This window comes from Rhodococcus jostii RHA1, assembly GCF_000014565.1.
GTDB lineage: Bacteria > Actinomycetota > Actinomycetes > Mycobacteriales > Mycobacteriaceae > Rhodococcus_F > Rhodococcus_F jostii_A.
Genome location: NC_008269.1, coordinates 945,826 through 959,302, shown reverse-complemented (window position 1 = coordinate 959,302; position 13,477 = coordinate 945,826). Strand labels below are relative to the sequence as shown.

Below are 13,477 nucleotides of genomic sequence, written 5' to 3'. Positions count from 1 at the left end.
CCCTCATGGCACAGCTGAACCATCACGACGTCCTCGCACCCGCCTCCCTGGGACCGGTGAAACTGCGGAATCGCACCGTCAAGGCGGCAACGTACGAGAACATGGCTCGCGATGGTCTGGTCACCGACCAGCTCATCGATTTCCACGTCGAGCACGCTCGCGGCGGTGTCGCGATGACCACAGTGGCTTACTGCGCGGTCGCGCCCGACGGCCGCACAGATCACCATCAGATCCTCTGGCGCCCGGAAGCCGTGCCCGGATTGCAACGGTTGACCGACAGCGTCCACGAAGAAGGTGCCGCCATCTCGGCGCAAATCGGTCACTCAGGGCCGGTGAACAACAGAAAGTCGACAAAGACCCGACCGATCGCGCCGAGCCGTCATTTCAACAAGCAGTTCCTGCGAGTGGTAGGAGCGGCGTCCAAGGACGATATCGAACGAGTGATCGATGCCCACGGCGCTGCCGCGCGGATGGCGATCGACACCGGATTCGATGCCGTGGAAGTCCACCTCGGTCACAACTACCTGGCCAGCTCGTTCCTCAGCCCGAACATCAATCGTCGAAAAGACGAGTATGGCGGCTCACTCGCCAACCGTGCCCGTCTCGGACTACGAATCCTCGATGCCGTTCGCGAAGCTGCACAGGATCGGCTCGCGATAGTGGTGAAGCTGAACATGGACGACGGCGTACCCGGAGGCTTCTGGCTGGACGAGGCGATGCAGGTGGCTCAGTGGATCGAGCAGTCCGGTAACGCTGATGCCCTTGAGATGACGGCGGGTAGTTCGCTGCTGAACCCGATGTACCTGTTCAAAGGTGACTCACCGATCAACGACTTCGCGGCTGCCCTTCCCGAACCGGTTCGAACCGGCGTCAAGCTGGTCGGAAAGCACGTGCTGCGCGAATACCCCTACGCCGATGGCTATCTCATGCAGGATGCGCTGCAGATCCGGTCAGCCGTATCGATGCCGATGATCTTGCTGGGCGGCGTCACGAACCGGCAGACGATGGACGAGGCAATGTCAGCGGGATTCGACTTCGTCGCCATGGGACGAGCGCTTCTGCGCGAACCAGACCTGATCAACCGGATCGCAGCCGACTCGGCGACCCGCTCATTGTGCAACCACAACAACAAGTGCATGGTGACCACTTTCACGAACACCAGATGTGTACTCCGTCCTGCCCCAGTGGAGAACCCGTCCAAGACCACGAACATCACCGAACGTGCCGCCGCCTCCGGCCAGGTGGGGTGAAACCCCCGCACGTCCTCGCATTCCAGCACCAATCATCCCAATGAGAGGGAGATTCGGTGGCCTCGTGCGGGCCACAATGGGTTACTGAGACCACAGCCTTAACGAGGAAGTCGGGTGGCAGATCCAACACTCAAGCCAGTCAGGGCATCAGCCGTCGACAGTTGGGCTTACGAAGCGGATGTCGTGGTGGCAGGCTTCGGGTAGCCGGTGTCGCCGCCGCCATCGAGGCCGCCCGGGCCGGAGCCGACGTACTGGTGCTCGAGCGACTCGGCGCCGGGGGTGGCGCTGCCGCCTTGTCGGGCGGATTCATCTACCTCGGCGGCGGCACTCCGTTGCAGGCGCTGGGGTTCAGCGATTCGGTCGAGAATATGAAGGCGTTCATGAAGGCCGCTCTCGGTCCCGGCGTCGATGAGGCCAAGATCGATGTCTACTGCGACGGCAGTGTCGACCACTTCAATTGGCTGGTCGATGCCGGCGTCGTTTTCGACGAATCGTTCGGGGGCGAGCCGGGATGGGAGCCACCGCACGGCGAAGGCCTGATGTTCTCCGGAGGCGAGAACTCCGCTCCGTTCAACGCGCTGATCCCCCTGCCCCACGAGGACATCTATCCCGGAAGGCAGCGGCGGCCGAGGGCGAGCAAGCCGGCGGATACATGCTGATGAAGCCGTTGATTGAGACCGCACATGACCTCGGTGTGAAGGCCCAGTACGACACCCGCGTGCAGACACTCGGCGTCGACATCTCGATCCGTGCCCGCCGCGGTGTCGTCCTGGCCACCGGCAGCTTCGTGTACAACGATGAGATGCTCCAAGACCACGTTCCACGTATCGCGGGTTAAGCCCGCGGCGTCGATCGAGAGCACCGCTGGACGATCCATCCAGATGTGCCAAGCGCTGGGTGCCGCCACCGCACACATGGACGCAGCAGAAGTCGCGATCTCTGCGATCCACAACTGATGGCGCGCGGCATACTCGTCAACGGGCGTGGCCAGCGATACATCGCCGAGGACACCTACGCCAGCCGGATAGCACAGGAGACCCTCCTTCGCCAGAACGGCGACGTGTTTTTGGTCCTCGACGAAAGCTCGTACGAGGAGGCGCTGCAATCGGAGTCGACAACCGCGGTAATGCGCGGCATGCCCACGTGGGTGTGCGAGACCGTTGAAGAGTTGGAATCGGAAATGGGGCTTCCGATCGGCGGATTGCGGTCAACGGTCGAGTTGTTCAACCAACACGCCGCAACCTCGTCCGATCCGTTCTTCTTCGAGAAGGCCGAATGGGTCCGATCGCCGCCTACGACCTGCGGGGAAATGATGGGGGATTCACACTCGGCGGCTTGAAGACGACAGTCGATTCAGAAGTTCTTCATGTCTCGGGCGAAACCATCCCCGGCCTCTTCGCGGCAGGGCGCTGCACCTCTGGAGTGTGTGCAGGTGGCTACGCGAGTGGTGCAAGTCTGGGAGACGGCAGCTTCTTCGGTCGACGAGCCGGAAGAACCGCAGCCGCCCCCCACCAGGGACAGTAGGCAACCCCCAAGCCGAACCGACCGCCGCCAAGGCAACCCGCACGAATAGCGATGCCGCCCCGGCAAATCCGGGGCGGCCTCACTGTTTAAAGCTCGATCAACGCACGTCGAGTGGCGCTTCAGCTGGATACTGGCCCGGTGCCATCTTGTAGAAATCGGTCAGTTGAGCGATGAATGCCGTGTCGGTCGACGGGTCACTCGGCTCGGCAACCTTCGCACCTTTGGCGCGCATGTCCTTGATGAGCATCTCGAACACCCGCTCGCTGGTGAGGTCATCGGTATGGTCCTGGAACTGCTTCACAGCTGCCAAGTCATCGAAGAGCAGTGCGGTGTAGTGCACCAACATTCGCATGTCCGCGCTCTCGAAGCGATTGATCTCGACGTCGCCGTTGCGGATCGACCATGCGCCGTCGGGAGCACTGTGCAATTCGGACTGCAGGGCAAGTCCCGGATAATCGCGGCGGTCCTTCGGTCCGTTCGATTCGCGGCGGTGGTACATCCGCGAGTTGTCGGTGAGAATGGCCGAGTTCCAGAACGGCGCGGAGAAACGCTCGGGAGCCCGGTCGGGGCCATCGGCCCAATATGTGAATCCGCCGTCGATGTCGGAATTGTAGAAGTACGTGATCACCTGTGCCGTCTTGACCTCCCAGGCGTCGAACAGTCCCGACTTCGCCATGACGGCGAGCATCCAGACCGGAGCATTGTGGAGACCGATCCCCCGGAAGCTACCGGTATCGAAGTGCCCGGCATCGAAGCTGTGCGACGGCCCGCAAACGTTGAAGAAGAGGTTGTGCGCCATACCGTACTTCGTACCATGCAGGTGCCTGGCGGTGTCGAGAAGCTTTCGGCCGAAGTAGATGTCGTTCAGTTCCGGGTAGAAGACGACACATCGTTCCCGCAAAAGCCGCGGAAGACCGGCGCGACGAAGTCGGACAGCTGAGCGTCGGGCTTGCGGTTCTGCCCGCCCGATACGGCGAGGTATTCCTCTGTGGACTTGAAATGGTGAGCGAGTATCAGCTTCCATGGAGCGTTCTCGCGGATGACGGACATGATTGTCGCCACCTCGTCGGACGTATAGAAGTCATGAATCACCGAAGGGGGTGCGACCGGGGTCATCGGATGCCGCTCGAGCGTAGCTGTCATGGATCTTCTCATCTCCGCTTACCGTGAGTTCACTGCAACGCGGTATTGCTTCAGATCACAGTAGCGCCGACGAGGTGCGCCGCCTTGCCGCAATCCCGCGCAGCGGGAGACCCGGGTGCGCACTTCGCGTGGCTGGGTTCTGACTCACGGGTCGGTGGACACTCCGGGGTGGCGGCGGACAATGCTGCGGCGCAGTCCCCCGCCACCTCCGCACGAATCATGAAGCGTTCACGATGGGCCGGCGCCGACGGCATCGATTCCCAAATACGCCCGTTCGACCAGCGAGGGATCGGCGCGGAGAGTAGCGGTAGACTCTCGCAGCGCCACGCTGCCGTGGACGAGCACTGCGGCACGGTCGGCGATTCCCAGGGCCAGATGAACATGCTGCTCCACCAGAACCACGGCCATACCGGCCTCGTCCGTGAGCCTGCGCAGAACCGCCAGGATCTCGTCGACGATCACCGGCGCCAAGCCCATGCTCAGTTCGTCGATCAACATGACTTTGGGTTTTTGCAGAACCGCCCGCCCGATGGCGAGCATCTGCTGTTCGCCGCCGGACAGCCTCCCGGCGTCGACCCTCAACCGCTTGGCAAGCGACGGGAAGTACCCGATGATCTCATCGACGGCGGTGCCACGACGGGCCCGCTGGCGTACCGCCAGACGCAAGTTCTGCACGGTGCTCAACTGACGGAAGAGCGCGCGATCGTCCGGGACCAGAACCATGCCGGCCCGCACGGCATCCCGCGGCCGACCACTCCGCACCGGATGGCCATCGACCTCCACGTCGCCACTGAACCTCGGGAGCAACCCCGCCAGCGCCATCAGGAGCGTGGTCTTTCCAGCTCCGTTGGGTCCGAGCAGACAGGTGATCTCACCCGGTTCGACGGTCAGGTCGATGTCGCGCACGCAAGGTCGCTGTTTCACATAGCCGGTCGCAAAATCCCGGCATTCCAAAGCGCTCATCGGAGAACCTCCTGCGTATCGGTTGACGGAGCGTGCAGTTCCGGAATCGCCCCGGCATCGTTGTCCACCTCACCTGCCGGCAACCCGAGATAGGCGCTGATGACCTTGTCGTCGGCCCTGATTACCGCGGGCGGCCCAGACGCGATCATCTCCCCCAGATCGAGCACGATGACCCGGTCGCAGATCGTGAGTACGAGTTCCATGTCGTGATCGACGAGCAGGATCGAGGTACCGGAATTACAGGCGTCGCGGAGTCGTTCCCCGAGCCATCGGCTCTCGGTGGTGTCCAGGCCTGCAGCGGGTTCGTCGAGCAGAGCCACGGTCGGACCGGCTGCCAGCACCCGGGCAACAGATACGAGCTGACGCCGTCCCTGTGACAGTGTGGCGACCTCCGCGTCGGCGCTGTCGCCGAGCCCGACTGTCGCCAGAACCTGGCGAACGCGCTGGGTGACAGCGACATCCGACCGAGACCGCGTCGCACCCACGGTGACGTTCTCGGCGACCGACAGATCGTCATAGAGCTCGACGTCCTGAAAACTGCGTCCCATGCCCGATCGACTGCGTTTGTACGCTGCCTCACAGGTGAGGTCGACGCCTTCGAGGAAGACGGTGCCGGTGGACGGTGCAAACCCACTGATGGCATCGATGACGGTGGTTTTTCCTGCGCCGTTCGGCCCGATCAAACCGACAATCTCACCTGGGTAGACCTCGAAGGAAACGTTCTTCGCAGCCTGGACGGCTCCGTACATGACACTGACGTCACGAACTTCGAGCAGCGGCTCCGAGGCATCGCGCTTTCGTCGTAGGATCTCGGGTTGGGCTGCCAGAGAGTTAGTTTCGGGCTCCGACGTCCTTCGGCGCCCGAAAGTCGGCCACGATATAGGCGGCAGTTTGCTCGCAATGCCGTCCGGATTGGCCATCACCGTAATGATCAATAGAACGCCGCTGATCACCGCGTAGTAGTCGCCTATGTGCAGGAACCGGTCGACGATGAGGAAGATCAGACCTCCGGGGGCCATCACACCGGCGAGGATGCCGCCGGTTATCGAGGTGATACCGGCGACGTACATGACTGCGAACAGCGAGATGCCAACGAAAACCATGAACGAGTCCGGGGTGGCCAACGTCTGCTTGTACCCCATCAACGCACCGCCGAGACCGGCTATGAAGGCACCGATCGCGAAGGCGATCAACTTGGTCCGTTGCACATTGACACCGGCCGCGGCCGCGGACCTCTCATTGGCACGGATGGCGAGCATGTCCGTGCCGAGGCTGCTCCGCCGCAACCACGCGACACCGAGACCGACAATGGTCAGCACGGTCAGACACATGACACCGAAGGCGATCCGCGGGTAGCCCTCACCCGCGCCGATTCCCAGACTGAAACCGAACAATCGCGGGTTGTCGATGGAGGCACCGTCAACGCCGCCGTTCAACGATGGGTTACGGAACCAGAAGGCCTCCAAGAACACTGCCAGCGCCAAGGTCACGACGGTGAGCGGTAGGCCGCGTACCCGGAGCGCAGGCAATCCGACGACCACACCGATCACCATCGCAAATAGTGCCCCGATAATCGGTGCAAACGGGAATGGAACTCCCAGGTGGGTGTTCAGCACGCTGATCGAGTACGCCGCCACTCCAGCGAGGGTGAGCTGAGCCAGTGACACCTGGCCGGCGTACCCCGTGACGACCACCTGGGACAAGCCCACGATGCCGAAAATGATGCTGGTGACAATCGCGGCGCGGTAACTCCCCGACGTCAGAAGCATGGCGATTAATGCCACAGCGATACTCGCGAGGGCCGGTATGACGATGTGCTGGGGACGCGGCGCGCGTCCGAGCGCCTGACGGATCACACTGCCTCGGTCGGGCAGCGGCCGACCCTTCACCACGAGGAATCCGACGATGAGGATCAGTGCGATTGCCTCGGACATACCGGCATCTGGCAGCCAGCCGTAGGTGGCCTGCAGGTTGATCGTCTCGGCCTGAAGCGAACCGATGACCACGCCGGCGACCACCGTGAGCCAAATGGATGAGAAGTTTCCAACGAGCGTCGCCGCAAGTGCCGGAACAATGAACAGCGAATACGCAAATGGATTCAGTGCTACCAACGGCGCGATGAGGATACCGCCGAGGCCGGCTACGACCGACGACAGCGCCCAGTTGCTGAAGGCGATCTTGTCGGGCGAAAGTCCGGTCAGGTATGCACCTTTTTCCGACTCGGCGGCCGCCTCGGTGGCCGTTCCGAACCGCGTGAAGCGGAACATCAGTGCTGCCGCCGCGGCGATCGCGATGATCGCGACAGCGAGCCAGATACGGTCGGTCGGTGCCTGGGATGAGCCGATGGTCACGGTGTCCAGTGCAAAGATCGGCTCGACAGGAACTATTTGCGTTCCCACGCGCTGTGCGATCAGCGCCTGCAAGACGATCATCAGACCGATCGACGCCACCGCCTTGGCCACCACAGACGCACTGCGCATCGGCCGGAAGATCAAAGCGTAGAACAAGACTCCCAGCACTGCCGAGATCGCCAAGGCGATTACCATCGCCGGTGCCACCCCAAGAGGTTGACCGAGCTCAACGGTCTTGGGGAGGCCCGGGATGGGGACCATCAGCTCACCCGTCCGCAGCAGTGCGTACGTGTATGCGGCGTACAGGGCGATGGCACCGGTCGCGAAGTTCACCACGCCGGAGCTCTTGAACGTCATGACGAGCGCGAGCCCGATTGCCGCGTACACGGCGCCATTGCCCAAGCCGAGAACGAGGTAGGCGAGATGGTCAGTCATTGATATTCCTTCTAATGAGGGCCGGGTGACCCGTGGTCAGCCGGTGACCTTGAGGTTTTGCGGAATGCCCTGATCGCTGATCTCACCGATGAGCATCTGGCGAGAGCAGATCGACGGCATCTGGGGGAATGCAGTACCGTCACAGCTGAACGTGATCCCACCGCCGGCGGGCATTTCGACGTTCACCGCCGTCTTCAGGGCCTGCTTGATCGACGCGGCATTCACGTCACCGGTGATCCCAGAGCCCGCCTGCACTGTGGCCATGACTGCCTGGTATCCCGACGATGCAGGTCCGGTCATGGCGAGGTTCGGCGCATACTGTGCGAGGACCGAGCGATAGAGCACCGAACCGGGCTTGTCGGAGGTCACGTCCGTGGCAGCGATTCCGATGTTGCCTTTGACGCTCTGCACGCCGACGATGTCGAGGACGTTCTTGTCGAGGCACACCGTGTTCAAGACTTTCTTGATGGTCGGAGCTGTGGTCTGAACTGCTTTGAGCACCGAAGTGCACATGGCGGCATCTGCGATAATGCTCATGCCGTCGGGTTTGCTCGCCAGGCCTGATGTCACTACGGGCGTCACGTCCGGGATCCCGAGCGCCAGTGGCACCACGGTCAGGTCGACGCCGAAGCCCTGGAAGATCGGCTCGCCCATCGCCTGAATGATTCCCGCCGTTCCACCGCCGTCGCTGGCGAACATGGTGAACGTCTTCATACCCTGGTCTTTGGCGGCTGTGGCGGCGGCTGTGAGCGTGCCCGGGAGGCCGGCAGAGAGAGCCGACGAGTCAGGCGAGGTGAGCTCGACCGCTGAAACACCGTTGAGCGTGACGTAGGGAATCCCCGCGCCGGCGACGATCGGCACGATGGCCGGCCCCTGAGATGTCCCCGGCGACAGCACCGCGGCGACCTTCTGCTCGACGAATTGATTGGCGCAATTGGTCGCCGATGTCGGCTCCTCTTGCTGCTTGCACACCACCAGATCGATGGGATGACCTGCCATACCGCCGCCGTTGTTGTTCACGTACTGCACCGCAGCCTCGGCGCCCTGACGCATCTCCACCAACGACACTGCCGCGCCGCCCTCGGTGGAGACGAGTCCGATCTTCACCGGAGTGCCCGTGGCCTTGTTGTCGGGGAGCGCCGTCGTCGGGCCGGCGGCTTGGTTGACTTCCTTCGAACCGTCACTGCTACCGCTGCATGCCGTCGCGCCGAGCGTACCCACCAACGCCAGTGCGCCGATAGCCGCTATGAGCCGCCGATGACGACCCAGTCCTACGTGATCCATGATGAGAGCTCCTTCGTGAGAACAAGCAGGTCCACGTCCAGTGGGACACTTGACACGTTGGGCGCCTGCTGTGATGCACATCACCAGCGGATGGCAGCAGTGAATTATGGGCAGATCAGGGGGCTGCGTGGTTATACGCCCTCCCGGTGGACGGGATATGGGATACGGGTGACGATGCTCGACAACCACCGACGGTCATCGACATCACTCATACGATGGCGGCGGGTTCGGTAGAGTCCGCGTCAACCGATGACATGAAAACCGACTTCGCTTCGCCTTCCAGAATTCGACCGTTGTCAACGTTGTTGCTGCCCTGGATTATTCACCAACTCTGCACAGCTTGGGCGTCGCCTGGGACCGACATACCCATTGTCACGAGCGGAGTGATCGGTACACACGAACGGCTGCCGTACATGTGCACCGGCCGCATTCCGCACTCCGAGAACGACGCTCCAGCGCGCTCGCGTGGTTCCACGGGACGGCATGATTGCGCGTTCGCTCGACTCCTTCGATCGGCTCGGGTTCATGAGCCATCGCGGCTCGGGTCGACGGGACCGCGCCGGCGCAGGCCTGGATGAACCCGCAGTATTCGGGAGGGAAACCCAGCGCCGACGGAGCACTTCGGAGGGCAGTAACATCGGTCTGTGCCGCGTATTCCTTCGCCCGAGTCCGCCCTCGCGCGGATGATCGACCTGTTCGCGTTCTCGTCGCACAGCAACGCGGCTCGTCGCCGGTACGAGACTGCCACCGGCGTGTTGTTGCCACGATCGGGAATCGAGACCCTCGACATCCTGGCCCGCGGCCCGCGGCCCGCCAGCGAACTCGCGGTGGCCCTGCGTACCGACCCCACGCAGTCGAGCCGCCGGGTGGCAGGTCTCGTCCGCCAGGGCTTCGTCTCCAAGAAGCGCGGCGATGGGGACCGGCGACGCGTCGTTCTGGCACTCACCGACAGGGGCGAGCGTCTGGTCCAAAGGTGGCAGACCTCGTGGCTGACCGAACTGCGCCGACCACTGGACACCTGGGAGACCGACGACGTAGACGCTCTCACCGAGTGGCTGCGCTGCGCGTGTACCCGCCTCACCCCGACCATGGCCAAGCACGTCGATTCCGATCTGGTCACCCCCGGCAGGACCGACATCTTCAGTCTGCCCGCCACGCCCCGCTCTGAAGTGGCCGAGTGCCTGGCCGTGATCGCAGACATCGTGTATCTGGTCGGCCGGGCCGACTTCGAGGAGACATTGCGCGCCGTCGACGTCGCCCTCACCGCGCCGCAGTACTTCGCGTTGGCCGACATCCAAACATTCGGGCCGACAACTGTTTCCGCGCTAGGGGGCCGACTCGACCTCGAGCAGTCGACAGCGTCGCGGTCGGTGACCGCACTGCACCAGCAAGCACTCGTCGAACGAACACCGGACGGCGCGGATGGCCGCAGCCGACGGCTGACTGTGACGCCTGCCGGGGCGCACCTCCTCGAAAGCGCCCATCAGGCCAGGCTCGCAGACCTCCGAAGGCTGTTTGCCGACGTCGATGCTAAGGCCGCAGCCCGCTATGCGAGTTTGACCGACCGCTACCTGGACGATCTGCTGGCGACCGCTGACGTCGCCGCCGGGCGCTACCTCGGAGCCGGCTCCTGATCGACCGTCAGACCTGTGCGGTGGCCAGCAGCTTCTTCAAGGGAGAGCTGTTGTCCTCGAGCACCTCACGCGGTATAGCCGCCTGTCGCGAGAGCGCCTTGCGCAGCACCAGGAAATCCGCTGGCGAGTTCACACACTCGACCGCGGTCATGGTCCCGGCACGCAGATAGATGAAAACGCGGCGATCCGGACGTATCGGATCGGTCCGCAGGACCACATCGTCGTGATCGCCGACCAATCCTGCCATCTGCAACTTGTACGTACCCTGATCCGACCAGAACCACGGCACAGAGCGCGCCGTCGGTTCGGTCCCCAGTAGCGTGCATGTCGCCCTGGCAGCCTGCTCATCGGAATTGTCGACCGACTCGAGTCTGATCAAGCTCCCGTCACCGACGCCCGGTCGTGGCTGGATGGTGCAGTCACCGATGGCGACGGTCACGCCGTCCGATGCCAGGCAGTGCTCATCGACAACCACTCCCCCGGCGTCGGCGCACTCCAGACCGAGGGCGCGGGCCAGTTCGTCCCGCGGGAGGACGCCGATACCGATCAGGACTGTTGCAGCTGCGATCCGTCGACCGTCATCGAGCCGCACGCCGATGATCTGGTCACCATCTGTCACGATCGCTTCGGGCCGGCTGAGTAACTCGATTCCGATACCCATAGCCCTGTGCGCGGCCGCGCACCAGGCCGCGGTGTCAGCGCCCACGGCTCGACCCATCAGTTGCGGGCCGGCCTCGACCACCACAGCCTCACCACCGAGCGCCTTGATCGTGGCCGCTGCCTCCAGGCCGATGAATCCCCCGCCGATGACCACGACGGGCCCTCTGTGAATTCTGTCCCTCAACCGCGCGGCGTCGTCGAGGTCGCGTAGTGCCAGGACATTTCGGTGCCCGGCGCCCGGGATCAAGAGCCGTCGTGGTCGCGCGCCAGTGGCCAGCACAAGGCGATCGAATGCATACGAATCCGAGGACATCTCATCCGCCGACCCGTGCCGCCGAAGGGTATGCAGGACCCCGGATCCGTCCTTCCCACGCCGTACATCGACAACACGCTCACCCGTCTGCAGGGCGATCCCGTGGGAACGGAAGAACTCAATGTCCCGCAATGCCAGAGCGTGCACATCGGCGTCCCCTTTGAGGAACGCCTTGGACAGGGGTGGTCGCTGGTACGGCAGATGCCGCTCGCTGCCGATGAGCGTCAACGTGCCACGATGACCACCGGCGCGTAAGCGGTCGGCCAATGCGACTGCGGCATGCGAGGCACCGACGACCACTATTCTGGCCTCGCGTGGATCCACCGCTGATGCCCGACCGGCGACGTCAGAGTTGTTCATCGGGAATCGTCACATGCACGTCGACACCCTCACGAAGCGCCAACTGGCACGATAGTCGCGAGTTGTCCTCACGGTCGACTGCCGTGCACTCGAGCATGTCCTCCTCGTCCTCCACCTGTTCAGGGAAGTTGCCGAGTTCGTCTGCGGCGAGGAAGACATGGCAGCTGGCACAGGACAAGACACCACCGCACTGGCCCACGATGCCGGAAACCCCGTTGCGGACGGCGGTCTGCATCACCGAGTCGCCGACGACACCCTCGACGACCTTCTCGACACCGTCCGGTTGTACGTAGAATACTTTCGGCACGATCACACCTACCAGGTCACGGGCAGCATAGTGATCGGCTGCGTCAGGTTCGTGTCGTCAATCTGGACGTCGCCGGCCAAAGCGAGCCCCGGCAGACGTTTGAAGAGTTCGCTGATGGCCACCTGCATCTCCATGCGTGCCAACGGCGCCCCGAGACAGTGGTGAAGGCCGTAGCTCAGCGTCAGATGCGGGTTGTTCGCCCGACGCACGTCGAACTTCTCACCGTGCTCGACCGCCGCCCCATCGTGTCCGGTGGAACCCGGATCGACAAGAATGGCCTCGTTCTTGGCCACCATCTGCCCATCGAGTTCGATGTCCTCGGTGGCAACGAAGGGCACCAGCCCACCGCCACCGGCAACGGGTCGTCCCAACTCGAATCGACCATGGCGCAGAACTTCCTCGACGGCGGTTGGCGCGACACCATCGACGTCCTCGAGGAGGATCTCGAGCTGATCGGGGTTGTGGAGCAAGGAAAGCACCCCAGCGCAGATGAAGTTCGCAGTGTTGTCGAAACCGGCGACAATGAGGATGAGCGCGATGGGCAAGATCTCCTCGTCGGTCAGGCTTTCGTCACGATCGCGTGCGTTAGCCAGGTCGCTCAGCAGATCTTCACGCGGTTCGCGGCGGCGCGCATCGATGAGCTCCATCATGTACTGCACCAACTCGCCCATGTTCGCCATGACCTCGTCCTGGGGCATGTCTGCCACGGACAGGGTGGCCGAACTCCACTTCTGGAACTTGGGTCGGTCCTCCGGCGGAACGCCGAGCAGGTTGCTGATCATCTGGATGGGCAAGGCCACTGCGTAATCCTCGACCAAGTTGCTCGGTGCCCCCTTCTCGATCATCGCATCGAGCAAGGAGTTCGCGAACTCCACCGCCGAGTCCCTCATACTGCGCACACGTTTCGGAGATATCGAGCGCTGTACCAGCTTACGGAGCTTGGTGTGGTGAGGGGGGTCCTCGAACTGGATGGTCGACTTGAGGAAGTCGGGGAACTCGACGAAGTACGGCACCGGACGCTCACCCGTACGGAACGGTTCGCGGACGAACCGGTTGTCGGCGAGCATCGCTCGGGCGGTGCTCTCACGATGAATTACCCAAACGTCACCACCGATCGGCATCGTCATCTTCGTCATCGGGCGTTCGGCGGCGATCGCGGCGTATCGGGCGGCGGCCTCGGTCGGCTCCACCGGGCCGAACGGATAGGTAGTGTCGAGTACCGGTTCGTCGACAGTGGTCATCGGATTCTCCTC

Annotated in this window: 13 protein-coding genes and 1 pseudogene; 6 read left to right on the top strand and 8 right to left on the bottom strand. The window is 63.2% G+C overall.

All coding sequences use genetic code 11. The features are described 5' to 3' along the window. Nucleotides 1-5 precede the first annotated feature (5 nt). From RHA1_RS40055 to RHA1_RS53825, 5 genes and pseudogenes are all read left to right on the top strand, one after another. A complete protein-coding gene (locus RHA1_RS40055) occupies nt 6-1,250 on the top strand; it encodes an NADH:flavin oxidoreductase (protein WP_011599716.1) in 1,245 nt (414 codons plus the stop codon). A 161-nt stretch (nt 1,251-1,411) separates the two neighbouring features. After that, entirely contained in the window at nt 1,412-1,909 is a 498-nt protein-coding gene (locus RHA1_RS53840) for an FAD-binding protein (protein ID WP_423816306.1), read from the top strand. After that, nucleotides 1,909-2,088, top strand: a complete 180-nt coding sequence (locus RHA1_RS53835; protein ID WP_423816305.1) for a hypothetical protein — start codon at nt 1,909-1,911, stop codon at nt 2,086-2,088. The genes RHA1_RS53840 and RHA1_RS53835 overlap by 1 nt, the downstream gene beginning before the upstream one ends. A gap of 117 nt (nt 2,089-2,205) precedes the next feature. After that, nucleotides 2,206-2,589 carry a hypothetical protein gene (locus tag RHA1_RS53830; protein WP_011599713.1) on the top strand — a complete coding sequence of 128 codons (384 nt, stop codon included), beginning with the start codon at nt 2,206-2,208 and terminating at the stop codon, nt 2,587-2,589. Next, nucleotides 2,514-2,774 (top strand): annotated as a pseudogene (locus tag RHA1_RS53825) (FAD-binding protein); the annotation flags it as partial. The gene RHA1_RS53830 and the pseudogene RHA1_RS53825, both read left to right, overlap by 76 nt. Nucleotides 2,775-2,871: 97 nt before the next feature. On the opposite strand, the gene RHA1_RS53375 reads toward RHA1_RS53825, so the two are convergent. The 5 genes from RHA1_RS53375 to RHA1_RS40030 form a co-directional block, all read right to left on the bottom strand. Next, entirely contained in the window at nt 2,872-3,402 is a 531-nt protein-coding gene (locus RHA1_RS53375) for a hypothetical protein (protein ID WP_337505354.1), read from the bottom strand. A 236-nt stretch (nt 3,403-3,638) separates the two neighbouring features. Further along, on the bottom strand, nt 3,639-3,917 hold the full coding sequence (locus RHA1_RS53370; RefSeq protein ID WP_337505353.1) for a hypothetical protein: 279 nt from the start codon (nt 3,915-3,917) through the stop codon (nt 3,639-3,641). 228 nt (nt 3,918-4,145) lie between these two features. Beyond that, complete coding sequence (locus tag RHA1_RS40040; protein ID WP_011599711.1) at nt 4,146-4,880, bottom strand: ABC transporter ATP-binding protein; 735 nt, start codon at nt 4,878-4,880, stop codon at nt 4,146-4,148. Next, nucleotides 4,877-7,666: a branched-chain amino acid ABC transporter permease/ATP-binding protein gene (locus RHA1_RS45075; RefSeq protein WP_050787596.1), complete on the bottom strand. Its 2,790-nt coding sequence runs from the start codon at nt 7,664-7,666 to the stop codon at nt 4,877-4,879. Before RHA1_RS45075 ends, RHA1_RS40040 begins: the two co-directional genes overlap by 4 nt. A 36-nt stretch (nt 7,667-7,702) precedes the next feature. Beyond that, complete coding sequence (locus RHA1_RS40030) at nt 7,703-8,950, bottom strand: ABC transporter substrate-binding protein (RefSeq protein WP_011599709.1); 1,248 nt, start codon at nt 8,948-8,950, stop codon at nt 7,703-7,705. 644 nt (nt 8,951-9,594) lie between these two features. Here RHA1_RS40030 and RHA1_RS40025 point away from each other — a divergent pair. Beyond that, on the top strand, nt 9,595-10,584 hold the full coding sequence (locus RHA1_RS40025) for a MarR family winged helix-turn-helix transcriptional regulator (protein ID WP_011599707.1): 990 nt from the start codon (nt 9,595-9,597) through the stop codon (nt 10,582-10,584). Between the two features lie 7 nt (nt 10,585-10,591). On the opposite strand, the gene RHA1_RS40020 is transcribed toward RHA1_RS40025, so the two are convergent. The 3 genes from RHA1_RS40020 to RHA1_RS40010 are packed head-to-tail and all read right to left on the bottom strand — an operon-like array spanning nt 10,592 to nt 13,465. After that, on the bottom strand, nt 10,592-11,917 hold the full coding sequence (locus RHA1_RS40020) for an NAD(P)/FAD-dependent oxidoreductase (RefSeq protein WP_011599706.1): 1,326 nt from the start codon (nt 11,915-11,917) through the stop codon (nt 10,592-10,594). Beyond that, nucleotides 11,904-12,224: a 2Fe-2S iron-sulfur cluster-binding protein gene (locus RHA1_RS40015; RefSeq protein WP_011599705.1), complete on the bottom strand. Its 321-nt coding sequence runs from the start codon at nt 12,222-12,224 to the stop codon at nt 11,904-11,906. Before RHA1_RS40015 ends, RHA1_RS40020 begins: the two co-directional genes overlap by 14 nt. Nucleotides 12,225-12,232: 8 nt before the next feature. Further along, nucleotides 12,233-13,465, bottom strand: coding sequence for a cytochrome P450 (locus RHA1_RS40010; protein WP_011599704.1), 1,233 nt, complete (start codon nt 13,463-13,465; stop codon nt 12,233-12,235). Nucleotides 13,466-13,477: the final 12 nt, after the last annotated feature.

Bases quoted from the DNA above. Each gene is read 5' to 3' on its own strand.
- RHA1_RS40055 (WP_011599716.1), top strand. From the start codon at position 6: ATGGCACAGCTGAACCATCACGACGTCCTCGCACCCGCCTCCCTGGGA.
- RHA1_RS53835 (WP_423816305.1), top strand. From the start codon at position 1,909: ATGAAGCCGTTGATTGAGACCGCACATGACCTCGGTGTGAAGGCCCAG.
- RHA1_RS53830 (WP_011599713.1), top strand. From the start codon at position 2,206: ATGGCGCGCGGCATACTCGTCAACGGGCGTGGCCAGCGATACATCGCC.
- RHA1_RS53370 (WP_337505353.1), bottom strand. From the start codon at position 3,917: ATGACAGCTACGCTCGAGCGGCATCCGATGACCCCGGTCGCACCCCCT.
- RHA1_RS40040 (WP_011599711.1), bottom strand. From the start codon at position 4,880: ATGAGCGCTTTGGAATGCCGGGATTTTGCGACCGGCTATGTGAAACAG.
- RHA1_RS45075 (WP_050787596.1), bottom strand. From the start codon at position 7,666: ATGACTGACCATCTCGCCTACCTCGTTCTCGGCTTGGGCAATGGCGCC.
- RHA1_RS40030 (WP_011599709.1), bottom strand. From the start codon at position 8,950: ATGGATCACGTAGGACTGGGTCGTCATCGGCGGCTCATAGCGGCTATC.
- RHA1_RS40020 (WP_011599706.1), bottom strand. From the start codon at position 11,917: ATGAACAACTCTGACGTCGCCGGTCGGGCATCAGCGGTGGATCCACGC.
- RHA1_RS40010 (WP_011599704.1), bottom strand. From the start codon at position 13,465: ATGACCACTGTCGACGAACCGGTACTCGACACTACCTATCCGTTCGGC.